A 21,731-nucleotide genomic window follows, 5' to 3' on the forward strand; every position below is an offset into this window, starting at 1 on the left:
GATGACGTCGGCTCGATTATCAGGCTCCAACGCATCTCCCTCAGCTCACGTCAAACTACTCGACGACCGCCGCTTCCGCGCGTTGCTGTCGGACGAGGATTGGGGCCGGCTGCCGCTCGCGACCTGGCGGCGCTTTTCGAAACGGGTCGCTGATGGCGACAGCGTCGTCTATGTCGCCGTGGTCGACGAAATCAGCTTCAGCGACATCGGCTGGTGGTTCGCGCAAGCCGCCCGCCTGATCGGCGGACCGCTGCCGACCGGCCGCGACACCGGTGTGCCCATGATCGTCACGGTCACCGAGGACGGCGGCACCGGCGGCCAGACCTGGACCCGCATCTGCGCGCGCAAGCGCGGCTTTCCGCAAGTGATCCATTCCGCCAAGCGTTTCGCCGGTCCGACCGGGCTCGAAGAGTATGTCGGCTTCGGCGTCTCGATGGCGCTCCGCATCGCGGTCGAGGGACAGGCGCTGACCTTCCGTAGTGCCGGTTACGGACTCCAGCTCGGACGCTTGTGGATCCCGCTGCCGCAATGGCTCACGCCCGGCGATCTCACGGTGACGCATAGCGATCTCGGCGAGGGCGCCTTCCGTTTCACCCTCGATGTCACTCACCCGCGTTACGGCGTGCTGATCCACCAGTACGCCGTCTTCAGGGAGGCCGTATCATGACGCCGCTGTTGTGGATCCTCATCGCCATCCAGATCGTGATGGGCGTGTTCGACACTTTCTATCACCACGAATTCACCGAGCGCCTGGCCTGGCGCCCGTCGCAGCGCTTCGAATTGAAGCTGCACGGTATCCGCAACATGCTCTATGCGCTGCTGTTCCTGCTGCTCGGCTGGTTGGAGGTTTACGGCGTGCTGGCGATCCTGATCGTGGCAGTCCTGGTCGCCGAGATCGTCATTACGCTGATGGATTTCGTCGAGGAGGATCTGAGCCGCAAACTGCCGCCGAGCGAGCGGATTAACCACACGCTGCTTGCGATCAACTATGGCGCCATCGTGGTGCTGCTGCTGCCGGTGCTGATCGAATGGGCGATGCAGCCGTTCGGCGTGAGTGTCGTGTATCAGGGCCTGCTCAGCATCGCCGCCACTGCCTGCGCAGTCGGTGCAGCGCTCTGCGGCGTCAGGGACTTTGCGGCGATGCGCCGGCTCGGCCGCATGCGAAGCGTGCCCGCGCACGGGCTCGTCGAGAAGCTCCCCGGCCGCAAGACCGTGCTGATCACTGGCGCCACCGGCTTCATCGGCAGCCGCCTTGCCGCGAGCCTCAGCGGGGCAGGGCACGACGTCATCGCACTGATCCGCAACCCCGCGAAGGCCGAGATGCTGCCGCCGCCGGTCACGCTGATCACCAGCCTCGATCAGCTCGCATCGGACACGCCAATCGACGCCATCGTCAATCTCGCTGGCGAGCCGATCGGCAACGGCCTCTGGACCGAGGCAAAGCGCGCGAAAATTCTCGGCTCCCGCATCGACATGACCGGCGAGGTCGTCAAACTGATCGCGCGGCTCGAGCGCAAGCCGGAGGTCCTCGTTAGCGGCTCTGCGATCGGCTGGTACGGCCTGTGGGCCGATCAGGTGCTGACGGAATCGGCGAAGTCACATGCGTGCTTCAGCCACGAGCTGTGCGCGGCGTGGGAAAAGGCGGCGCGGCCGGCGGAAGAGCTCGGCGTCCGCGTGGTCTGTTTGCGCATCGGCCTCGTGCTGGGCACCGAAGGCGGCTTCATCACGCGGATGCTGACGCCGTTCGAGTTCGGCCTCGGCGGTCCGCTCGGCACCGGGCGGCAGTGGATGTCCTGGATCGAGCGCGACGATCTGATCCGGCTGATTGCCTATGTGATGGCGACGCCTGATCTCACTGGGCCCGTCAACGCCACCGCGCCGATCCCGGTCACCAACGCAAAGTTCACCGAAGAGCTCGGCCGCCGTCTGCACCGGCCCGCGGTGTTTCGTATCCCCGGCGGCCTGTTGCGCCGGATCGGCGGCGGCTTTGCCGACGAGCTTCTGCTCGGCGGCCAGCGCGTGCTGCCGAACAAGGCGCTGAGCCGCGGGTTTGTGTTTCGGCATGAAACGCTGCGCAGCGCGTTCGAGGCGATCCTGTGAGGTGATGTCATGGCTTGCGAGACCTGCGCCCGGACGACACGAGGCTGGTTGGGCGGATGCCTGACGGCGACGGCCGTTATTCAGCTGTTCTTTCTGTTCATCCTGGCGTTGGCTAGTGCCAATCGCGTCACCCCAATGTCCCCGTGGGATTTTGTCTTCGCGATCTTGATCGGCGTGCCACTGATCCTGTTCTTCGTTTGCGTGCTCAGCGGCATTCCGTCGATCGCCACGATCTGGCTGAGCGAACGGCTTTGCATCCGCTCGCTTGTGTTCTTCGTGCTTGCCGGTGGTTTGATCGGGTCCGCGAGCCAGATGGTGCTTTACAGGTCTGTCAATGAATTGGGTTGGCTATACGTCACCGCCGGTTGCTTCGCCGGGCTGAATTATTGGTGTATCGCAGGCAGATATGCGGGCGCGGAGACGGAGCAACCTAAGAGCTAAGCCGCCGCGCTCCGGAACGTCGCAGCGACCGCGCGCAGCGCTGTCAGCTTGGCGGGATCGCTGACCTTCGAATGCAGCATTACCTTCGAGCTGCCGAGCTTCGGCAGCTTGTGCGCAGGCCCGATGTCGATCAGCCCGGGAGGCGCGATCCGCCGCGCCAGCGGTGCGATCGCAAGTCCGGCAAGCGCAGCCGCAACGACCGCCGTAACGCCGCCGCCGACAAAGCGTTCGCGCCAGGCGATGCCGGCCTTGTCGAGCGCGCGCACGGCGATGGCGCGGACGCCGCAGGGCGGGGCGAGGGTTGCGAGCGGCAGCGGCTCACCCTTCGGCAGGGTGAAACGTCTGGCCGCGAACCAGCCGAACTCGTCTTCGGCCAGCTTCTCGCCGCCGCGGCGGCTGCCTTCCTGGCGCACGATCACGGCATCGAGCTGACCTGCGTCATAGGCGTCCTGCATCTCGCGCGAGAAGCCGATGGTGACGGCGAGGGTGAGGCTTGAGGACATCGCGTGCAGGCGTTCGAGCAGCGGCACCAGCTCGGGGCCCGCGGCGTGATCGGAGATGCCGAGCGAGAGCGATTGCGCGGTCGATGTTTCGTCCGACAGCGCGCGGTCATGCGCCTCCATCAGCGCGCGGGCGCGATCGAGGAACGCGGCGCCGTCGGCCGTGAGCCGGACCGCCCGCGGCGAGCGCTCGACGAGGCGTTTTCCCAGCAGAGCCTCCAGCCGCTGAAGCTTGAGGCTGACGGCGGCCTGCGTCGTGCCGAGTGCTTCGGCGGCGCGCGTAAAACTCTGGAGGTCGGCGACCAGCAGGAAGGCCTTGATGGTGGCGATGTCGAGCGTTGCTGTCATTATGAAGTGTTATCACTGGTATCAACAGAGATAAGATACCAAAATGACAGAGCAAGGTCTACCTTCTCATCAACGCCGCGCAAACTCCGCGCAGCATCTTGAGGAGAACCACCATGCCCCTGATCACCGTGTCCTACACCACCTCCCGCCAGTCGCCGTCGCTGAAGGCCGATATCGCCAACGCCGTGTCCGAGCTGACCGCAAAGATCCTGCACAAGGATCCCAGGGTGACCGCCATCATCGTGAAATCGGTCGACGCAGGCGACTGGTTCGCCGGCGGCAAGTCGCTCGCCGAGCAGAAACTGGCCAGCTACTGGATCGACATCCATGTCAGCGAAGGCACCAACACCAAGGACGAGAAGGCGGCCTATCTCGCCACAATGTTCAAGCGCATGGCCGAGATTTTGGGCCCGCTGCATCCCGAGACGTATCTGCATGTCGACGAGGTCAAGGGCGACGCCTACGGCTTTGGCGGCCTGACCCAGGAGCGGCGCTACATTGCCGGCAAGCTCGAAGTTGCGTTGCAGGCAGCTTGAGGTCGCAAGCCGCGGGTGAAGAAACTCACCCGCGGCCTGAAGCCATCAGCTCGCCGCGCGGAACTGGACTTCGGCGTTGTTGATGAAGCACGTCTTGTCGAACAGCTTGAGGTCCAGCGGGTTCGGCAGCCTGATATCGTCGAGGTCTGGGCACGGCTTGACCGACGGATCATAGGATCGATCGATCTGCGAGATGAAGACGACGATCAGCCCCGCGTCGCGCGCGAAGGATTTCAGTGCGCGCACCTGAACAGCGAGATCAGGATTTTCCCGCCACTGGTCGAGCAGTTGCAGATAGTTGATCACCACGACCGTGCCACGAGGCGCCGCGGCCATCTGCTTGACGACGTAGTCGGCGCTGATGGCGTCGGAGCAGTCGATCTCAAACAGTTTGTCGAACTGCGCCGGCTCCACACCGATCGCCCGCAGGCGATCCAGCACATCATTCTGCGTGTACTCGAGCGAGAAGAACGCCGCGCGATGGCCCGACTTCATGGCCTCGACGGCCAATTCGAGGCTCATCAGTGTCTTGCCCTGACCGGGGCGAGCCCCGACCAGCACCAGATCGCCCGGCTGAAATTGCGGGAATAGCTTGTTGGCTGGCGTCAGTGCAGCGGCTTTCGCGGCGAGCATGCTCCAGGCGGAAAAGCCTTCCGTCGCGGCGATGCGGTCAAGCGCGTCGTGGAGCGGAATGCCTTCCTCGCGCGACAGGCGCTTGGCTCGTCGCTTCAGATGATAGATCGGCGCAGAGAGTCTCATCGTCAAAACCTCCCATTGCGAGCAGAAAGCGCAATCCCTCCTTATGCCTGGCGCTCGAACAGTCGGTCCGATGATCATTCGCCCGGCATGATGTCTGCTTTCCCGGCGGAGGGGGGAGGCGTGGGCGGCACCGGAAGCAAGCGTAACCGATTCCGCGACCGGCCGAGAACAGGGGCGGTGGGGCTCAAACAGAAAAAGTGCTAGACGGCCGCTTCCGCCACCAGCGCGCGGGTTGGCCCGAACAGCTCCTCGAACGCCTGCCGGAGCGCGACGTCGACTTCGGCCATGGACACGAGCTGGCCGAGATCGACCAGCGAGGTGACGCCGTAGCGGGGATCGGCGACGCCGCAGGGCACGATGCCGGCGAAATGGGACAGCTCCGGCTCGACATTGATGGCGATGCCGTGGAACGAGACCCAGCGCTTCAGCCGGACGCCGATCGCGGCGATCTTGTCCTCGTGCTCGGGCCCCTTGTCGGGCCGCTTCACCCAGACGCCGACCCGGTCCTCGCGCCGCTCGCCGCGGACGTTGAAGGCGGCGAGCGTCCGCAGGATCAATTCCTCCAGGCTCGCGACATAGGCCCGGACGTCCGGCCGGCGCCGCTTGAGGTCGAGCATGACATAGGCCACCCGCTGGCCGGGCCCGTGATAGGTCAGCTGCCCGCCGCGCCCAGTGGCAAAGGTCGGGAAGCGGGGATCGAGCAGGTCGGTTTCCTTGCCCGAGGTGCCGGAGGTGTAGAGCGGGGGGTGCTCGAGCAGCCAGACCAGCTCGGGCGCCTCGCCGGCGGCGATCTGAGCGACTCGCGCCTCCATGGCGGCCACGGCCTCCGGATAGGGCACCGGCGCGTCCGAGATCCGCCACTCCACGGGCTCGCCGGTGGACGCGGAAAACGACGTCAAATCGAGGTCTTGGCGGGGGTTTTGAGGCGAATTAACCATTGGCTAACCATAACGTGGTGATCATCTGGGGAGCAAATGCCAAGTCCTTTGGCTTAAGTCCCAAGTTGCGGCGGTCCTGACAGTGCCCACTCTCGATAAAGTCACCGTGGATCTCATGGTCGTCCTCGGGACGACCACCATGCCGATCCATCAAGTATTACGTCTTTCCCGCGGCGCCATCATCGAGCTGGACGCAACCGAGGCCGACGAGGTCAAGGTTCTCGCCAACAATCTGCCGGTCGCCTCCGGCGTCGTGCTGGTCGACCGCAACCGGATCGCGGTCGAGGTCAAGCAGATGCTGCCGCGCACGACGGGCACGCGTTAGCGGCCCGGGCACGCGGTAGCGGCCCGGGGTAGCCGGCAGGGCCGGGGCCCTCGATAGGGCCGATCCGGGCAGGGGTCCGGATTTTTCCTGCCAAGCTTGTGGAATTCTGGGCCTTTGCAGGCTTGTACCCCTCTGATGGATTTGTTAGATCGGCGCCGTTGATCCGGCAGGCCTCAAGCCCTAAGCCGGCATCCCCAAAGCGCTCGTGGCGGAATTGGTAGACGCGCTGCCTTGAGGTGGCAGTGAGTAAAATCGTGGGGGTTCGAGTCCCTCCGAGCGCACCATAAACCCACATTTCACATTGAAATGATTAGGCTTTTTTCTGGGTGTTACCCGGGAATGTTACCACTCCGTTCCCGTCCCTCGTTCGCGCGTTGTTCGCCCGCGGCACTCCTGGCCAGTTATCGAGTGACTGGCTCCGGTCGAAGGTGACGATCTTCTCCATCCCGGTGATCCCGAGCCTCTCTCGATTCGCCTGAGCGATGTAGTGCGCGGGCATTTTGGGGTCGGTCCAGCCGAACATGGCCATCATCTGGCTCTCGGTGCAGTCGGCGTAGGCGGCCACTTCGGCCCGAGCCTTGCGGACGCCATGGCAGCTCTTCTTCGGCTCGTTCACGCCGGCCAGGACTGCATATTTCTTGAACTTGGCCGCCCAGGCCTTCTTGTTCATCGGCAGAACCCGGCCGCGGACGAGTTTCCCGGTGAATACCTCGGCGCCGACGATGTTTGCCGCGCGCGCTGCCCTCAGACTCTCGGCGAACTCCGGATGGACGGGCACCGTGACGGTGGTATTGCCCCGACTCTTCTCTGTGGCGATCTGCACTGCCATTTTCCGAACGATCTGCCGCAGGTGAGGTGGCCCGAAACGGTGGGCGTCTCCCAGCCGCAGGAACGTGTAGTGCAGGATGTCGAACATGAGCCGGGCTTCAGTGCCCAGCGGCCAGTTCGCGCGGTAGCGGGCCATGTCGTCCTCGGTCCAGGGCAGAAAACCGCCAGTCTCGCGGCTCGCTTTTGCCTTGCCGGACTTCAGGCCGATGGTCGGATCGTCGTCCTCGTCGAGATGTCCTTCGTCGATCATCCAGCGCATCATGCCCCGAACCGCCGATAGCAGATTGCCCGCCTGCGAGGGGGTGCGCGCCTTCATCTCGGCTCGGATGACTTTGCGCGTCAGCACCGCGAACGGCTTCTCGCCATTCTCGGGCAGGAGCGACTCGATCAGTCCGGTACGCTGGAGCCGGGTGGACTCCGCAAGGCCCTCGTGACCGACGCTGAGATCGCCGAGCCAGTGATCGCTTTGCTTGTAGCCGTTCCAGTACCAGCGCAGTGTACCAGGGCGCGCCGGTGTCTTCGGTAGAGCAGGGCGCTCCTCGTTGCGCTGCTTCTGCGCGTTGATGTAATCGCTCCCGTCGCCATACAGCGCGATCTGGGCTGCAACCGCGGCATCAACCTCGTCGCCGAACTCAGTCGTGCCGTACTCGGCCTTGATCCGGATCTTCGGCAGCCGGTTGCGCAGTTGCACGTAGTACCTGACTTGACCACGTTGGCTTACGTCGACGTGCAGGTAGCGACGTTCCGGCTGGTCCGGCTTCGCCATGCCTTTGACGCGACGCATGCGCAGAACTCCTCCCAGCGCCGCAACGCCTGCCTCATAGGCGGCGTCGAACGCTGACGTTCCGTATTCCTCGGCGATCCCGATCCTTCGGCCCTTACTGCTGACTTTCACGTACCAGCGCAGTGAGCCGGACTCGGAATAGTTGAAGTAGAGGTACATCCGGCGATCCCCGGGCGCGCGGGGGTCGCGTCTTTCCGTCCCAAGCATTGGCGTCTCCGTGGACCAATGCCTGGAGTCTAGCGATGCGGTGACTCCGCATCAATTGCATAAGGTGCGTTTCACCCGCTTTCGGTGCGCTTCAGGTGAAGCCGTAATGCTTCAAAAGGTGTCCATACCGGGTCAGTATCATCCGCCGGTTGGGGACCGGAGGCATTCGTTGTTAGCGAGATCCGAATAGTGCCTTCTGCATCAACTATGACCGCGCTCGCGCCAGCTTCTTTAGCGGCGCGGATCGCGCGAGCAATATCTGCCTGTGTGACTTTGGCTGGTCGCCGCGGCATGACCATCTCCCGACTGCGATGTTAGCCGGCTTCTCGCTGTCCAGGATGGGTGACTGCGAAATCAAAAGTGGAGGAGGGAGCGTGCCGCGCGGCCTCATTTAACTGCGTCTATGACGTTCACTCTAGTGAAGCCAAAGAAAGTCTGGAGAACGATGGGCTAGCGGAAGAAGAAAAAGCTCTTTCGTGGGGCAATAAAGTCGAAAGCAAGGAAAGAGATCATTTTCTCTTGACCCATTCCTTGCGAGGGCACCGCGCAACCGTTTCACTGATGCCATAAGGGACTTGTAACGAGTCGCCGCGGGAAGATCGCGCCGAGCTGCAATGCCTTCATGTCGGTAGCCGCAACACGATCCGTTTTGAGAAGATCGTGCCGATCTGTGGTGAGGAACAGGCCCATCTTCAGCATTACCCGTCAATCGGACAGCCTCGGGGCTTGTCATAGTTCGGGAGACGGCGCTCCTTGGATGATGGCGACGGCTAGAACGAGACAGCTCGTCGCACGCTTATCAGCGTCAGCAAAATCGGACACAGACTCTCCGAGCGCGTAAACGATCTGGTCGGCGTCAGCCGAGATGCGTAACTCCTCGCCGAATGGCGCTGTCAGGCGAAATGTCGAGAAGATCATGCTTAAGCCGGCTCAGTCCGGCGCGCATGCCATCGGCCCAACCATATAGGAATTTGCCTTAGCGAAGGACGCCCGCCGCATCGAGCGTGCGCGCGTCGTTCGCCGCGTGGATTAGACCGCCATATCTGTCGGCGATCGGCTGGAACGCCGCTGGCAACCGATCATTGATAACGAGATGATGGCAGTCGTCGAGGTGGCCGCCTCGAACTGTCGCATTGCGCCCAAACTTGGTGATGTCGGCCACCAGTACAACCGTTCGCGCGTTGGCCGCTATGGATTGCCGAGCTTTGACTTCATCCACATGGAAATCGAGCAGCGTTCCGTCCTGATCAACTCCGCCGACGCCGAATATTCCGAAATCGGCGCGAAAGCCCGAAAAGAAACGTGCGGCGGCTTCGCCGACGATATCGCGGTCGAGGGAGCGGAGCGTACCGCCCGCGATCGTGATTTCCACGTCTGGATTGTGTGCGAACGCCGCGGCGACGTTCAGGCTATTGGTGATCACTCTGAGATCGCCGCGGCGGGAGAGTGCCTGCGCGACATATTCGGGCGTCGTGCCGAGCCCGATCATCAGCGACGCGCCATCGGGAATAAGTTTCGCGGTCGCTCGCGCGATGCGCTGTTTGGCGTCGGCGTTCAATCCCTGCCTGCTGCCATAGGCGAGGTTCTGATTTTGCACGGGGAGGCTGACGCCGCCGTGGATCCGCCGGAGCAGCCCCTGGTCGCAGAGCGCATTTACGACGCGCCGAATGGTTTGCTGCGTCACGTCGAACCGCGTCGCAAGATGCTCGATCGAGGCGAAACCTTCGCCTCGCACAATCTCGAGAATGTGGGCCTGGCGTTCGGTGGGGGTGCTGAGCATGGGCTCTCCGTGCCCACCGAAAGTATCATTCGAACATCCCGGGCGCAAATTTCTATTTCATATGCTGTCATACTATGTTCATATGAACAAAATATGCGCTTCGCCGATGAATGTTGCGTGGTCATGGGGAGAGACACGGATGGATCGGTCTGCGTGTCGTGACCGACCTTGCGCTGCTCCGCGCGAGCAGAACGCATCGCGTTTGCGCGGCGACATTTTGCACAGATCACCGCAATCGAGAGCGAATCGGCCATGTCGGCGATCACGCTGAGCCACGTCTCCAAGTTCTGGGGCGCGCTGCGCGCTGTCGATGACGTCAGTCTGACGGCGGACGAGGGCTCGCTGCTGGTGCTGCTCGGGCCTTCCGGATGCGGCAAGTCCACTACGCTTCGCTTGATTGCGGGGCTCGAAGCAGCCGATGCGGGCACGATCACCATTGGCGGCGTCGACGTCACGCATCTCACCCCTGCGCAGCGGAAGATCTCCATGGTCTTCCAGTCCTATGCGCTGTTTCCGCATTTGAGCGTGGCCGAGAATATCGTGTTCGGCCTGCGCGTGCGGCGCGTATCGCGCGCCGAGCGGGACGAACGGCTCAAGCGTGTGGCCGACATCGTCGGGCTAAGCCATCTGCTCGAGCGCAAGCCTTCGCAATTGTCCGGGGGCCAGCGCCAGCGCGTGGCGCTAGGACGGGCGATCATCGCGGAAGCGCGGGTCTGTCTCATGGACGAACCGCTCTCGAATCTAGACGCCAAGCTGCGCCACGAGATGCGAACCGAGATCCGCGCGCTGCAGCAGCGCCTTGGCATGACCATGGTCTACGTGACCCATGACCAGACGGAAGCCATGACGATGGCCGACCGGGTCGTGCTGATGCGCGACGGTCGCATCGAGCAGAATGGTTCGCCGGAGGATCTCTACAACCGCCCCGCAACGGCGTTCACGGCGCGTTTCATCGGCACGCCGCCGATGAATCTCGTGCGGCAGGGCGATCGGCTCATCGGCATCCGGCCGGAGCACATCCGCATGGTCGCGGGTGGTGATCGTGTCGTGCGCGTCAAGGCCGTCGAGCATCTCGGCGCGGACAGCATCGTACTGTGCGAGATCGACGGGCAGCCCATCTCGGTGCGGCTTGACGGTTTCAGCAAGGTTCAACCGGGCGAAAACGTCGCGATCGCGTGGGACGCGGGGCACGAACACCGGTTCGATTCCACCACGGAAGTCCGGCTGGAGCACATTTTCAGAGAGGGGCGGCTGGCAGCCTCCGACCGTTGAGAGCGGTGGCTTCAGAACGGCCAAGACAGATAACGAAGGAGACCAAGATGTTTGCTCGACGCACGATGTTAATGGCAGCCGCGTTCGCTGCATTGTCCATGGGCGCCGTCAGCCCGGCGGCCGCGGTGGATCTGACGATGTACTATCCGGTCGCGGTCGGTGGGCCCGTCACCAAGATCGTCGACGACATGGTCTCGCGCTTCGAGAAGGACAATCCGGATATCAAGGTGACGGCGGTCTATGCCGGCAACTATACGGATACGATGACCAAGGCGATGACGGCGATGAAGGGCGGCCAGCCGCCGCAACTGTCGGTGCTGCTGTCCACCGACGTGTTTACGCTGATGGACGAGAACGCGATCGTGCCGCTCGACGGTCTCGTCAGTGACAAGGCCTGGTTCAAGGAATTCTATCCGGCCTTCATGGCCAACGGCCAGATCGACAGCAAGACCTGGAGCATCCCGTTCCAGCGCTCGACTATCGTGCTGTACTGGAACAAGGACGCCTTCAAGGAGGCCGGCCTTGATCCGGAGAAGGCACCGGCATCCTGGGACGAAATGGTCGAGATGTCGAAGAAGCTGATCAAGAAGGACGGCTCAGGCAACACCACGCGCTGGGGCGTCGAGATTCCCTCGACCGGCTACGGCTACTGGATGCTGCAGGCGCTGGCCATCGAGAATGGCCAGAAGATGATGAACGAGCCCGGCAACGAGGTCTACCTGACTGCGCCGAAGACTGTCGCCGCGCTCGATTACTGGGTCGACCTGTCGCGCAAGCACAATGTCATGCCGACGGGCAGCGTCGACTGGGCCACGCTGCGCACGGACTTTCTCGAAGGCAAGACGGCGATGATGTGGCATACCACCGGCAATCTGACCGCCGTCAAGGATGCCGCGAAATTCCCGTTTGGTGTGGCCATGCTTCCGGCCAAAGAGCAGCGCGGATCGCCGACCGGAGGCGGCAGCTTCTACATTTTCAAGAGCGCCTCGCCCGAGCAGCAGAAGGCGGCCGTCAAGTTCATCCAGTGGATGACTGCACCCGACCGCGCGGCGGAATGGAGCATGAAGACCGGCTATGTCGCCGTGTCGCCTGCCGCCTACAAGACCAGTGCGATGCAGGACTATGCCAAGGGCTTCCCCCAGGCGACCGTCGCGCGCGATCAGCTCGAGCATGCGGTGCCCGAGCTCTCCGTCCACGAGAACGGTCGCATCTACAAATTCGTCAATGATGCCGTGCAGGCGGCGGTCACCGGCACGCAGAAGCCGCAGGAGGCGCTCGCTGCCGCCCAGCAGCAGGCCGATCGCGTCTTGCGAACCTACAAGTAAGGACAATGGTGGGATAGTGGTTCGCCGCCATCCCACCGCCTGACGAATGACCGACACCGCCGTATCATCGCCGATTGCACCACGCCGCGCTGGATCGCAGGCGTGGTGGAATGCCGTAAACGCCTGGCTTTTGTTGTTGCCGGCGGTGGTGTTGCTGGTGGCGTTCACCCATTACCCGATCCTGGCGACGATCCGGAATTCGCTGTTCATCACGCGCCGCAACGGCACCGAGGTCTTTGTCGGCCTCGACAGCTATCAGGCCATGGCAGCCGACCCGATCTTCTGGAAGGCGCTGGTCAACAATTTCTGGTTCGCGCTCGGCACCATTCCCGCGTCAATCGCTCTGGCCTTGCTAATGGCGATCTGGGTCAATCGGAACATGCGCGGCCGCGGTTTCCTGCGTTTGGCCTATTTCACCCCGACGGTGCTGCCGATGATCGCCGTCGCCAACATCTGGCTGTTCTTCTACACCCCGGATTACGGCCTGCTCGATCAGTTGCGCGGCCTTTTCGGTCTCGGTGGTTGGAACTGGCTTGGCGATCCCTCTACGGTGATGGGCTGCCTGATCGTGATGGTGATCTGGAAGGAGGCCGGATTCTTCATGATCTTCTACCTCGCAGCCCTTCAGCAACTTTCACCAGACCTCGAGGAAGCTGCTTCCATCGAAGGTGCGAGCCGCTGGTACTCCTTCCGCCGGATCACGTTTCCCTTGCTGATGCCGACCACGTTGTTCGTGGCGATCAACGCGGTGATCAACTCGTTCAAGCTGGTGGATCAGCTCGTCATCATGACCAAGGGTGGTCCGAACAACGCCAGCACGCTGCTGCTGTACTACATCTATGAAGTCGCATTCACGTTCCAGGATTCGTCCTACGCTGCGACGTTGACGGTGGTGCTCCTGGTGCTGCTGAGTGCCGTTGCACTGGTCAAGTTCGGTTATTTCGATCGCAGGATCCACTACCAATGAGAGGCCGGACACATCCCGTCGAGGCCGTCGCTGCCTGGGTCCTGGCTCTAATCTGGCTCGCGCCATTGGCCTATGCCTTCTGGAGCGCGCTGCATCCGGCCGCCTATGCGACGTCGTTCAGCCTCTCCGCGCCATGGACGCTGGAGAATTTTGCGCGCGCCTGGAAGCAGGCACCATTCGCCCGCTATTACCTCAACACGATTGTCCTTGTTACCCTGGTCCTGATCGGGCAGCTCATTCTCTCGACGCTCGCGGCCTATGCCTTTGCGCGCTTCAAGTTCAGGGGCAGCGGCATCGCATTCGCGCTCGTTCTGCTCCAGCTGATGATCATGCCCGACGTGCTGATCGTCGAGAATTATCGCGCGATTGCCAAGCTTGGTCTGCTGGACACAATTCCCGCGATTGCGCTGCCTTATCTTGCCAGCGCCTTTGGCATTTTCCTGCTGCGGCAGACCTTCAAAAGCGTCCCTCAGGAGCTGGTCGAGGCCGCCCGGGTCGAGGGCGCGGGGCCGCTGGGAATCCTGTGGCGGGTCTACGTGCCACTGGCACGTCCGACCTACGTAGCGTTCGGTCTCGTCTCGGTCAGCTACCACTGGAACAATTTTCTATGGCCGCTTATCGTGACGAACTCGGTCGAAGCGCGGCCGCTCACCGTTGGCCTCGCTGTATTCGGCGCGCCGGAGACCGGCGTGGACTGGTCGGTCATCACCGCGGCAACGGTGATGACCATGGCGCCGCTGCTGATCGCGTTCCTGCTCTTCCAGCGGCAGTTCGTTCAATCTTTCATGCGTGCAGGCATTCGTTGATGCGCCTTCTCACCTGGAACATTCAATGCGGCAAGGGCTGCGACGGCGTGACCGATCTGGCGAGGATCGTCGCGATTGCCAGGGAAACGATGGATGCCGACGTCTTCTGTTTCCAGGAGGTAAGCTCGAATTTCGTCAAGCATGACGGGGGAGGTGATCAGAGCGCGGAGCTCGCAGCGCTGCTGCCGGGCTACCTGCCGATATTCCGGCCCGCGATCGAAACCGTCGATCAGGCCGGGCAGTTGCATCGCTTCGGCAACATGACCCTGTCGCGCATGCCAGTCGTGCAGATCAACAACCACATCCTGCCGTGGCCGGGCGCGGGGAGCGTGCGCAGTATGCGGCGCCACGCGCTGGAGGTGACGGTTCAGGCCTCCTTCCGCGGTGTACGTATCGTCAACACGCATCTCGAATATCATTCGGTCGCGCAGCGCGAGGCGCAGATCACGCGCCTGCTCGACTTGCAGGAGGACGCGTCGACCGGTCCGAAGGCGCCCACCAGACGGCCCGACGAGCCCTATGAAAGCCAGACGGTCGCGGCATCGAGCCTGATGTGCGGAGATTTCAATTTTGACGTCACCGATCCGCAGCACGCGATGATTGACCGGTCCATCCGGCCTGGCCTCAACTATCGCGATGCCTGGACAGCTGGTCGGCCCGGCGTGCCGCGATCTCCAACCTGCGGGCTGTATGATCACGCGCAATGGACAGATGGCCCCGATTGCCGCGACTTCATCTTCGTGACGGAAGATCTGGTTGATCGAATCAGGCGCGTGGACGTCAATGGCCAGACCGATGCGTCCGATCATCAACCGGTTCTGATCGAGTTGGCTGACTGATATGACAAAGTCTTCAAAACTGGTTGCGGCGAAGAAAGGGCGGATCCTGCTCGTCAGGCGACGGCGTGACAAGCTCTGGATGTTTCCGGGCGGCCGTAAGCAAGACGGGGAAAGTGAAAGGAAGTGCCTTCACCGTGAAATCCGCGAAGAGTTGCCCAAGCTCAAACTTGGCGAGCTCAAACTGTGGAAGGAGGTGAAAGGCAAGAACCGGGAGACCGGTCGAAGGATGAGCGACGCCATCTTCGTCGCAAAGAAAGCCTCAGGTCCATTGAAGATTGGTGACAAGAAAGAGATCGACAAGGTTGCCTGGCGAAAGCCGCGCGGGATCCGACTTACGGCGACCTCGCGCTACATTCGGGACAAGCTGTTCCCAAAATAAATCATTTGTGGCGCGACAGAATAGCTTGTCGGCGGCCATAGCCTGGCCGCCTTCGGCTGAAGGCGCGCGCCTAGTCCGCGGATGACGCGTGTGCGGTGAAACAAATCTGCCCCCTTTCATCGCGCCGGGACATATGTCATTATACAAATACAAATGCTCAATGGGCGCCGAGGCCGGCAAGCTGACCGGGCTTTGACAGGGAGGACCAACCATGAAACGCGCAATGTTCATCGCCGTTTTGTTCACGGTTTTGGCGTTGGCCCCCTCGGCGAAAGCTGCGCGGATAGAGGTGCAGTGGTGGCACGCGATGAGTGGTGTACTGGGTGATCGGCTCAACGAGCTCGTCGAGAGGTTTAACAAGTCGCAGGACAAGTACACGGTCGTCGCGGTCGCCAAGGGCAATTACGATGAGGTAACCAATGGCGTCATCGCCGCCTACCGCGCCAAGCGGCCGCCGGAAATGGTTCAGATCGCCGAGCGTGGCTACCTTACCATGTTGTTGTCGGAGGCGGTCGTACCAGTGCAGGACCTCCTGGAGAAGCAGGGCTACAAGATCGATTCCGCCGACTTCATCAAACCGGTGGCGAGCTTCTGGAGCTACAAGGGGCGGATGTCGGCCCTGCCGTTCAACTCATCCACGCCGATATTCTGGTACAATAAGGATCATTTCCAGAAGGCGGGTTTCGACAAGCCGGCTGGCACCTGGCAGGAGCTGGAAAAGCAGCTCTACGCCATCAAGGCTAAGGGCATCAGCGAGTGCGGCACCGTGCTGCCCGGCGATTTTTACTGGAGCCTCTTGGAGAACTACAGCGCCATCAACAATCAGCCGTACGGCACGCTTGCCAACGGCTTTGACGGGCTTGGCACGGAGTTCGTCTACAACAAAACCAAAGTGGTCTCCCAAGTCGCGCGCCTGAAGAAGTGGCTCGACGACGGCATCATGCAAATTGCGGGGCAGGGCTTTAGCCCCGAGCAATTGTTCACATCCGGCCGGTGTTCGACATTCGTCAACTCGACCGCGTCGCACGGCAATATCGAGCGTAACGCTACCATCAACTGGAGCGCTACGTTCCTGCCGCATGAGAGCGACATCAATCCGCCGCTCAACAGCACCATCGGCGGCGGCGCGATCTGGGTGATGAAGGGCCATACGCTGGAGCGTTACGAGGCAGTGGCGGCCTTCCTCAACTTCATTGCCCAGCCGGAGACACAGGTGTGGTGGCATGGCGCGACCGGCTACGTTCCCGCGACCAATCGCGCCTACGAGTTGGCGCGCGAGCGAGGCCATTACAAGGACCATCCGACTCGAGAGATTGCCGTGCTACAATTATCGCGCGGTACACCCAACGAGAACTCACGCGGCTTCCGTTTCGGCAATTTCGTGCAGACCATGCTAGCGCAGCAAAAGGAGGTGGAGGCGGTCTTTGCGGGCCAGAAGCAACCTCAGCAGGCGATGGACGACGCGGTCAAGCGTGGCAATGAGATCCTCCGTCAGTTCGAGAAGCTCAATGCGGGGAAAAATCTCGAGTGACTTCTGGCGGCGTACGTTCATCAACGACATGGCATGACGTGGCTGGGCAGGCACGATTGCGTTCCGCGGGGGCCGCCGAGCCGACGTTGCGCGGTTCCGACCCGGCATCCGCGCGCCGCAAGAAAGCGCGGCGCGCGCACGAGCCCGGGTTAAAGCGGGCGAATTTTGGCGAGGGGCCGGGCCTTCCAACCTTGCTGCTGCTGCCGCAATTCTTGATCCTGCTGTTCTTCTTCTTCATCCCGTCACTGCGGGCGCTGACGCAATCGGTTCTGCTCGCTGATCCCTTTGGTACAACAGTCCAGTTCGTTTGGTTTGATAATTTCAAGGCGTTGTTCGCCAGCGACGACTACCGCCAGTCGATGTGGGTGACGTTTCAGTTCACCGTCGGGCAGAACTTGCTAACGCTGCTGGTGGCACTGGTGCTCGCCTTTGCCACCGACCGCATCATTCGCGGCCGCCCGATTTATCGCACTATTATTCTTTTGCCCTATGCGATTGCACCTGCAATCGCCGGCATTCTCTGGGCCTTTCTGTTCAATCCGGCGGTCGGCCCATTCGCTCAGATCCTGCATGCGCTTGGGATCGCCTGGGACCCGAACCTCAATCCAAACCATGCGCTGATTTTGGTGACGCTCGCCGCCTCCTGGAAGCATATCTGCTACGATTACATTTTCCTGGTTGTGGGGTTGCTCGCTGTACCGGTATCGCTGATGGAGGCCGCGGCGGTCGACGGCGCCGGGCCGATCCGGCGCTTTGTCTCGATCGGTTTGCCGATGCTCGGACCGACCGTGTTCTTTCTCGCCGTGATGAACTTCATCTACGGCTTCTTCGAAACCTTCGCCATCATCGATGCCGTCACCAAAGGTGGACCGGCGGGCGCCACCAATATCCTCGTCTACAAGGTCTTTGTCGACGGCTTCGTCAATCTTGACCTCGGTTCCTCTGCGGCGCAGTCGGTGCTGTTGATGAGCTTTGCGCTGCTTTGCACGCTGCTGCAGTTCCGCTATTTCGACCGCAAGGTCAATTACGGGGTCTGAGATGGTCGAGCGTGCACCTGTCCTCAACTTCGTCTGCCACGCGATACTCATCGCTGGCGCGTTGATGGTGTGCGTGCCACTCTATTTCGCCTTTGTCGCGGGTTCGCTCTCGATCAGTGAAGTACAAAAGGTGCCGCTGCCCTGGCTGCCGGGCGATCAGTTCCTCGCAAATCTGCAGGTGGCCTGGGCGAAAGCGAATTTCAGCCGCACTTTCGTCAATTCGGTGGTGGTGGCGCTCGGCATCACCGCCGGCAAAATCGCGGTGTCCTTGCTTTCGGCTTTCGCCATCACCTATTTCCGCTTCCGTTTCCGGATGTTGGCGTTCTGGCTGATCTTCGTCTCGCTCATGCTGCCAATCGAGGTGCGGATCGTGCCGACCTTCGAGGCGGTGGCCAACGCGGCGCTGCCGCTGCAATGGCTCGCTGATACCTTGCATCTTGCCGATCTCTGGCGCTGGATCAGCGGCCACGAAATCACGATCGAGCTCGAATGGAATATGGTCAACACCTATCCAGGCTTGATCTTGCCGCTGATTGCCTCGGCGACCGCAACGTTTCTGTTTCGCCAGTTCTTCCTGACCGTGCCCGACGAGCTCTGCGAGGCCGCGACGCTCGACGGTGCCTCGCCGTTGCGCTTCTTCTGGAGCATCCTGCTGCCGCTCTCGGTGCCGAACATGGTGGCGCTCGCGATCATTCTGTTCCTGTTCGGCTGGAATCAATATCTTTGGCCGCTCCTGTTCACGACCGACAAGGACATGGCGACCGCAGTCATTGCCCTGAAGAACCTGATTCCGCGCTCCGACAGCGAGCCGGCCTGGAACGTCGCCATGAGCGGCGCGCTCCTGACCATGCTGCCGCCGACACTGGTAATCCTGCTATTGCAGCGCTGGTTCCTCAAAGGCCTCGTCGATAGCAGCAAGTGAGGAGATACAATGGTCTTCATCGCCGGACATCGGGGCGGACGCGATCTGTGGCCCGAGAACAGCCTGCTCGGCTTCCGCAAGCTGTGCGACGTTGACGTCGACGCGGTCGAGTTCGACGTCCACCAGAGCTCGGACGGTGGCATCGTTGTGATCCACGATCCCGTGCTCGACCGCACCACGCATGATTCCGGTCCGGTCGGCGAGCGTAGCCTGAACCGGCTGACCTCGACGCGGCTACGCGACGCCGGTGACGAGTGCATCCCGACGCTGTCTTCCGTGCTCGATATCTATGCTTCGACCTCGCTCGAACTGCATATCGAGATCAAGACCGACGCGTTGGGTAACGCCTACCGCGGACTCGAGGCTAAGATTATCGAGGAGATCCGGCGGCGCGATCTTGAGCGACGGACGGTCATCACCTGCTTCGTCCCCGAGGTGGTCGAGACAGTGCGACGGCTGTCGCCGGACGCGCGCGTGCTGGTGTCGCTCGACCGCCGCTCGGCGGAGATCATGGGCGGGATTAGGCCGGCGCTGGAGCGGCTTGCGAAAATCCGCGACTGCATCGTGGCGATTGAGAAGGCGCTGCTGACGCCGGCATTGCCGCTGGCGCTGGACATCCTAGGCACGGCCAGGCTCGGTGCGTGGGTCACCAATACGCCGGAGGATATCGGCTACTGGCTGGCGCAGCCCGTGCGGCAGATCACGACCGACCGGCCGGATCTCGCCGTCGATATCAGGCGCAAGCGCGTGGCAGTTCCCGCCGCGTCATGACGGGAATTCCGCGCCGGCATTTTCTCATTGCATCGCTGGCGGGCGTCGCGTTTGCGGCTCCCTTCGGGATCGTGCGCGGCGCACCTGTCACCTTCAGCTCCGATCCCTATACGCTCGGGGTCGCCTCCGGCTGCCCGCGCGAGGACCGAGTCATGCTGTGGACGCGACTGGCGCCGCACCCCCTCGAAGAGGGTGGCATGCCCGATACCTCGGTCGAGGTCGAATGGCAGGTGGCCGAGGACGAGAAGTTCTCACGCATCGTTGCGCGTGGCGCCGAGCGCGCGACGTCGGAACTCGCGCATTCCGTCCATGCCGAGGTGAGGGGACTGCAGCCCGATCGGGTCTACTGGTATCGCTTCCGCGCCGGCACGGCGGTCAGCCCAGTAGGGCGCACTCGTACGGCGCCGGCCGGGCACAGGGCGCGCGTCCGTTTCGCCTTCGCCTCCTGCCAGCAATACGAGCAGGGCTTTTTTAGCGCGTATCGTGACATGGCCACGCGCGATCTCGATCTGGTCGTGCACCTCGGCGATTATATCTACGAACGATCCTGGGGGGCACGGCATGTGCGCAAGCACGACGTCGGAATTCCGACGACGCTAGCCGAGTACCGTAATCGTTATGCGCTATACAAGGGCGATGCCGATCTCCAGGCGGCTCACGCGGCCTTTCCGTTTCTGTCGATCTGGGATGATCACGAGGTCACCGACGATTACGCGAATGACCGCTCCTACACGGTGCGCGACGCCGTCCAGTTCCTGAAGATCCGTGCTGCTGCGTACCAGGCCTATTACGAGCACATGCCACTGCCGGCCTCGGCGCGGCCGCGCGGAGCGGACGCGACGATCTACGCGCATTACCGTTTCGGCGACGTAATGGACGTGTTGTTGCTCGACGACCGGCAGTACCGGTCGGCCCCTGCCTGTGTAAACGGCGGACGGCCGACCTGGACCCCACCTTGTTCGGAGCGGGTCGAAGAAGCGCGCACCATGCTGGGGCAGGCTCAGGAAAGATGGTTCGATAGTCGCCTTTCTGATTGCCGTGCGCGCTGGACCGTCGTCGCGCAGCAAACCTTGATGGCTGAGGACCGGCGCCGCGCTGACGACGGTGACCGCTACTGGATGGATGGCTGGGACGGTTATCCCAGCGCCCGCCGACGGCTGGTCGATGCGCTCGTCGCGCACAAGACGCGCAATCCGATCGTGATCGGCGGTGATCGACATGCCTTCTTCGCCGGCAGCATGAAGCGCGATTTCACCCGCCCCGAGGAGCCGACGGTCGCGACCGAATTTGTCGGTACGTCCATCACATCGGAAGGGCCGGGTGAGACAACGACACGCAAGGCGCTCGCGGATAATCCAAGTCTTGCTTTTGCGCAGGGCGACAAGCGCGGCTATGCCACGGTCGAACTCGACGAGAAGACCTGCACGGTGGGTTTCGAGGCAGTCGACAACGTCAAGGATATCAAGAGCGGCGTGCGGCGACTCGCGACCTTTGTGGTCGAGGACGGAACGCGAGGAGCAAAGGCAATCTGAAATGGCTGTCGAATCCGAATTGATGGCGTTGATGCACGGTGCCGAGCCAATTGTAATCCGGGCGGCCGAGACGCTGGTCGAGATGCAGCACGGTCCGCGCGCGACCACACGCAAGGAACTGCGCGATATCGTCACCGACGCCGATCTAGCGGCAGAAAAGATTGTGATTGACGGGCTCCGGGCGCTGACGCCCCGCTCGGCAATCCTGTCGGAGGAGGCAGGCTTTAGCGGCGACGCAAAGGCGTCGCGCTGGATCATCGATCCCCTCGACGGTACCGTAAACTACGCAGCCGGCTTGCCTTGGTTTTCGGTCAGCGCGGCCTATCACGACGGTGGGGAGGCGCTGGTCGGGTTAGTCGAGTCGCCGCTGTCTGGTATTAGCGGCCGTTATGTGCGTGGTGCGATTGCGACCATCAATGGCGAGCCAGCGGGAGTGTCGGAAACACGGTCGCTGTCCGATGCGGTCGTATCAGTAATCCTCACCTCGCATTTTCAACCCGACGAAGTGCGGGCCGCCGCCGCCATCATCGAGCGGCTCGGTTCGGTAGTCCGGGGCGTCCGCATTGTTGTTTCCGGTGCGCTCGAAATGGCCTGGATCGCGGCCGGCCGGCTCGACGCATTCGTCTCGCTCAAGTCAGATCTCGTCTCGCATGCCGCGGCCATGCCGCTGCTGCGCGCGGCAAACGGGCGCGTGACGACGATCGCGGGTGTCGATTCTCAATTTGACGATTTGCAGAAGATTGCCACAAATGGTCACATTCACGATGAGCTTCTGACTTTGCTCCAGGAGATTGCGCTTTGAGT

Annotated in this window: 22 protein-coding genes and 1 tRNA gene; 18 read left to right on the forward strand and 5 right to left on the reverse strand. The window is 62.3% G+C overall.

Annotated features, from left to right (window positions below):
• The first annotated feature begins 1 nt into the window (after position 1).
• The 3 genes from AB7531_RS18115 to AB7531_RS18125 are packed head-to-tail and all read left to right on the forward strand — an operon-like array spanning position 2 to position 2,541.
• Positions 2–667: a DUF4166 domain-containing protein gene (locus tag AB7531_RS18115; RefSeq protein WP_063982679.1), complete on the forward strand. Its 666-nt coding sequence runs from the start codon at positions 2–4 to the stop codon at positions 665–667.
• Positions 664–2,100 carry a TIGR01777 family oxidoreductase gene (locus AB7531_RS18120; protein ID WP_063982680.1) on the forward strand — a complete coding sequence of 479 codons (1,437 nt, stop codon included), beginning with the start codon at positions 664–666 and terminating at the stop codon, positions 2,098–2,100. The genes AB7531_RS18115 and AB7531_RS18120 overlap by 4 nt, the downstream gene beginning before the upstream one ends.
• Before the next feature lie 9 nt (positions 2,101–2,109).
• The gene (locus AB7531_RS18125) at positions 2,110–2,541 is read left to right on the forward strand and encodes a hypothetical protein (protein WP_063982681.1); all 432 of its coding nucleotides are present in this window, start codon (positions 2,110–2,112) and stop codon (positions 2,539–2,541) included.
• Here AB7531_RS18125 and AB7531_RS18130 read toward each other — a convergent pair.
• Positions 2,538–3,389 (reverse strand): LysR family transcriptional regulator, encoded by an 852-nt coding sequence (locus AB7531_RS18130; RefSeq protein ID WP_063982682.1) that lies wholly within the window; start codon positions 3,387–3,389, stop codon positions 2,538–2,540. The two genes, AB7531_RS18125 and AB7531_RS18130, sit on opposite strands and share 4 nt — an antisense overlap.
• A 113-nt stretch (positions 3,390–3,502) precedes the next feature.
• On the opposite strand from AB7531_RS18130, the gene AB7531_RS18135 reads away from it, so the two are divergent.
• Positions 3,503–3,925: a tautomerase family protein gene (locus AB7531_RS18135; protein ID WP_063982683.1), complete on the forward strand. Its 423-nt coding sequence runs from the start codon at positions 3,503–3,505 to the stop codon at positions 3,923–3,925.
• 45 nt (positions 3,926–3,970) lie between these two features.
• On the opposite strand, the gene AB7531_RS18140 is transcribed toward AB7531_RS18135, so the two are convergent.
• Positions 3,971–4,684 carry a DNA helicase gene (locus AB7531_RS18140; protein WP_063982684.1) on the reverse strand — a complete coding sequence of 238 codons (714 nt, stop codon included), beginning with the start codon at positions 4,682–4,684 and terminating at the stop codon, positions 3,971–3,973.
• Positions 4,685–4,884: 200 nt separating this feature from the next.
• A complete protein-coding gene (lipB, locus tag AB7531_RS18145) occupies positions 4,885–5,622 on the reverse strand; it encodes a lipoyl(octanoyl) transferase LipB (protein ID WP_063982685.1) in 738 nt (245 codons plus the stop codon).
• An 82-nt stretch (positions 5,623–5,704) separates the two neighbouring features.
• Between lipB and AB7531_RS18150 the strand changes: the two genes are divergently transcribed.
• Together AB7531_RS18150 and AB7531_RS18155 are read left to right on the forward strand one after the other, a co-directional pair.
• Positions 5,705–5,947, forward strand: coding sequence for a FliM/FliN family flagellar motor switch protein (locus tag AB7531_RS18150; RefSeq protein WP_015685538.1), 243 nt, complete (start codon positions 5,705–5,707; stop codon positions 5,945–5,947).
• Between the two features lie 199 nt (positions 5,948–6,146).
• A tRNA-Leu gene (locus tag AB7531_RS18155) sits at positions 6,147–6,231 on the forward strand.
• Positions 6,232–6,257: 26 nt separating this feature from the next.
• On the opposite strand, the gene AB7531_RS18160 is transcribed toward AB7531_RS18155, so the two are convergent.
• Positions 6,258–7,718, reverse strand: a complete 1,461-nt coding sequence (locus AB7531_RS18160) for a tyrosine-type recombinase/integrase (protein WP_063982686.1) — start codon at positions 7,716–7,718, stop codon at positions 6,258–6,260.
• A 1,024-nt stretch (positions 7,719–8,742) separates the two neighbouring features.
• A complete protein-coding gene (locus tag AB7531_RS18165) occupies positions 8,743–9,546 on the reverse strand; it encodes a DeoR/GlpR family DNA-binding transcription regulator (RefSeq protein ID WP_063982688.1) in 804 nt (267 codons plus the stop codon).
• A gap of 252 nt (positions 9,547–9,798) precedes the next feature.
• Here AB7531_RS18165 and AB7531_RS18170 point away from each other — a divergent pair, with 252 nt between their 5' ends.
• The 12 genes from AB7531_RS18170 to AB7531_RS18225 all read left to right on the forward strand — a co-directional run bounded on the left by AB7531_RS18170 (position 9,799) and on the right by AB7531_RS18225 (position 21,729).
• Entirely contained in the window at positions 9,799–10,818 is a 1,020-nt protein-coding gene (locus tag AB7531_RS18170) for an ABC transporter ATP-binding protein (RefSeq protein WP_063986299.1), read from the forward strand.
• 65 nt (positions 10,819–10,883) lie between these two features.
• On the forward strand, positions 10,884–12,143 hold the full coding sequence (locus AB7531_RS18175) for an ABC transporter substrate-binding protein (protein WP_084795083.1): 1,260 nt from the start codon (positions 10,884–10,886) through the stop codon (positions 12,141–12,143).
• A 46-nt stretch (positions 12,144–12,189) separates the two neighbouring features.
• Positions 12,190–13,110, forward strand: a complete 921-nt coding sequence (locus AB7531_RS18180) for a carbohydrate ABC transporter permease (RefSeq protein WP_063982690.1) — start codon at positions 12,190–12,192, stop codon at positions 13,108–13,110.
• On the forward strand, positions 13,107–13,916 hold the full coding sequence (locus AB7531_RS18185; protein WP_063982691.1) for a carbohydrate ABC transporter permease: 810 nt from the start codon (positions 13,107–13,109) through the stop codon (positions 13,914–13,916). The genes AB7531_RS18180 and AB7531_RS18185 overlap by 4 nt, the downstream gene beginning before the upstream one ends.
• Positions 13,916–14,755, forward strand: coding sequence for an endonuclease/exonuclease/phosphatase family protein (locus AB7531_RS18190; protein ID WP_063982692.1), 840 nt, complete (start codon positions 13,916–13,918; stop codon positions 14,753–14,755). Before AB7531_RS18185 ends, AB7531_RS18190 begins: the two co-directional genes overlap by 1 nt.
• Before the next feature lies 1 nt (position 14,756).
• The gene (locus AB7531_RS18195) at positions 14,757–15,134 is read left to right on the forward strand and encodes an NUDIX hydrolase (RefSeq protein WP_063982693.1); all 378 of its coding nucleotides are present in this window, start codon (positions 14,757–14,759) and stop codon (positions 15,132–15,134) included.
• Positions 15,135–15,345: 211 nt separating this feature from the next.
• A complete protein-coding gene (locus AB7531_RS18200; protein WP_441280025.1) occupies positions 15,346–16,665 on the forward strand; it encodes an extracellular solute-binding protein in 1,320 nt (439 codons plus the stop codon).
• Between the two features lie 86 nt (positions 16,666–16,751).
• Positions 16,752–17,702, forward strand: a complete 951-nt coding sequence (locus tag AB7531_RS18205) for an ABC transporter permease subunit (RefSeq protein WP_441280292.1) — start codon at positions 16,752–16,754, stop codon at positions 17,700–17,702.
• Position 17,703: 1 nt separating this feature from the next.
• Entirely contained in the window at positions 17,704–18,624 is a 921-nt protein-coding gene (locus AB7531_RS18210; protein ID WP_063982695.1) for an ABC transporter permease subunit, read from the forward strand.
• 9 nt (positions 18,625–18,633) lie between these two features.
• Positions 18,634–19,395, forward strand: coding sequence for a glycerophosphodiester phosphodiesterase family protein (locus AB7531_RS18215; RefSeq protein ID WP_039151988.1), 762 nt, complete (start codon positions 18,634–18,636; stop codon positions 19,393–19,395).
• Positions 19,392–20,927, forward strand: coding sequence for an alkaline phosphatase D family protein (locus tag AB7531_RS18220; protein WP_341850523.1), 1,536 nt, complete (start codon positions 19,392–19,394; stop codon positions 20,925–20,927). Before AB7531_RS18215 ends, AB7531_RS18220 begins: the two co-directional genes overlap by 4 nt.
• Position 20,928: 1 nt before the next feature.
• Positions 20,929–21,729, forward strand: coding sequence for an inositol monophosphatase family protein (locus AB7531_RS18225; protein WP_063982697.1), 801 nt, complete (start codon positions 20,929–20,931; stop codon positions 21,727–21,729).
• The last annotated feature ends 2 nt before the right edge of the window (positions 21,730–21,731 follow it).

This window comes from Bradyrhizobium sp. 63_E2_N1_3 (assembly GCF_052076005.1).
GTDB classification, from domain to species: Bacteria; Pseudomonadota; Alphaproteobacteria; order Rhizobiales; family Xanthobacteraceae; genus Bradyrhizobium; species Bradyrhizobium barranii.

Coding starts and splice junctions, on each gene's coding strand:
- AB7531_RS18115 (WP_063982679.1), top strand. CDS start 2: ATGACGTCGGCTCGATTATCAGGCTCCAACGCATCTCCCTCAGCTCAC.
- AB7531_RS18120 (WP_063982680.1), top strand. CDS start 664: ATGACGCCGCTGTTGTGGATCCTCATCGCCATCCAGATCGTGATGGGC.
- AB7531_RS18125 (WP_063982681.1), top strand. CDS start 2,110: ATGGCTTGCGAGACCTGCGCCCGGACGACACGAGGCTGGTTGGGCGGA.
- AB7531_RS18130 (WP_063982682.1), bottom strand. CDS start 3,389: ATGACAGCAACGCTCGACATCGCCACCATCAAGGCCTTCCTGCTGGTC.
- AB7531_RS18135 (WP_063982683.1), top strand. CDS start 3,503: ATGCCCCTGATCACCGTGTCCTACACCACCTCCCGCCAGTCGCCGTCG.
- AB7531_RS18140 (WP_063982684.1), bottom strand. CDS start 4,684: ATGAGACTCTCTGCGCCGATCTATCATCTGAAGCGACGAGCCAAGCGC.
- lipB (WP_063982685.1), bottom strand. CDS start 5,622: ATGGTTAATTCGCCTCAAAACCCCCGCCAAGACCTCGATTTGACGTCG.
- AB7531_RS18160 (WP_063982686.1), bottom strand. CDS start 7,718: ATGTACCTCTACTTCAACTATTCCGAGTCCGGCTCACTGCGCTGGTAC.
- AB7531_RS18165 (WP_063982688.1), bottom strand. CDS start 9,546: ATGCTCAGCACCCCCACCGAACGCCAGGCCCACATTCTCGAGATTGTG.
- AB7531_RS18170 (WP_063986299.1), top strand. CDS start 9,799: ATGTCGGCGATCACGCTGAGCCACGTCTCCAAGTTCTGGGGCGCGCTG.
- AB7531_RS18175 (WP_084795083.1), top strand. CDS start 10,884: ATGTTAATGGCAGCCGCGTTCGCTGCATTGTCCATGGGCGCCGTCAGC.
- AB7531_RS18180 (WP_063982690.1), top strand. CDS start 12,190: ATGACCGACACCGCCGTATCATCGCCGATTGCACCACGCCGCGCTGGA.
- AB7531_RS18185 (WP_063982691.1), top strand. CDS start 13,107: ATGAGAGGCCGGACACATCCCGTCGAGGCCGTCGCTGCCTGGGTCCTG.
- AB7531_RS18190 (WP_063982692.1), top strand. CDS start 13,916: ATGCGCCTTCTCACCTGGAACATTCAATGCGGCAAGGGCTGCGACGGC.
- AB7531_RS18195 (WP_063982693.1), top strand. CDS start 14,757: ATGACAAAGTCTTCAAAACTGGTTGCGGCGAAGAAAGGGCGGATCCTG.
- AB7531_RS18200 (WP_441280025.1), top strand. CDS start 15,346: ATGAAACGCGCAATGTTCATCGCCGTTTTGTTCACGGTTTTGGCGTTG.
- AB7531_RS18210 (WP_063982695.1), top strand. CDS start 17,704: ATGGTCGAGCGTGCACCTGTCCTCAACTTCGTCTGCCACGCGATACTC.
- AB7531_RS18215 (WP_039151988.1), top strand. CDS start 18,634: ATGGTCTTCATCGCCGGACATCGGGGCGGACGCGATCTGTGGCCCGAG.
- AB7531_RS18220 (WP_341850523.1), top strand. CDS start 19,392: ATGACGGGAATTCCGCGCCGGCATTTTCTCATTGCATCGCTGGCGGGC.
- AB7531_RS18225 (WP_063982697.1), top strand. CDS start 20,929: ATGGCTGTCGAATCCGAATTGATGGCGTTGATGCACGGTGCCGAGCCA.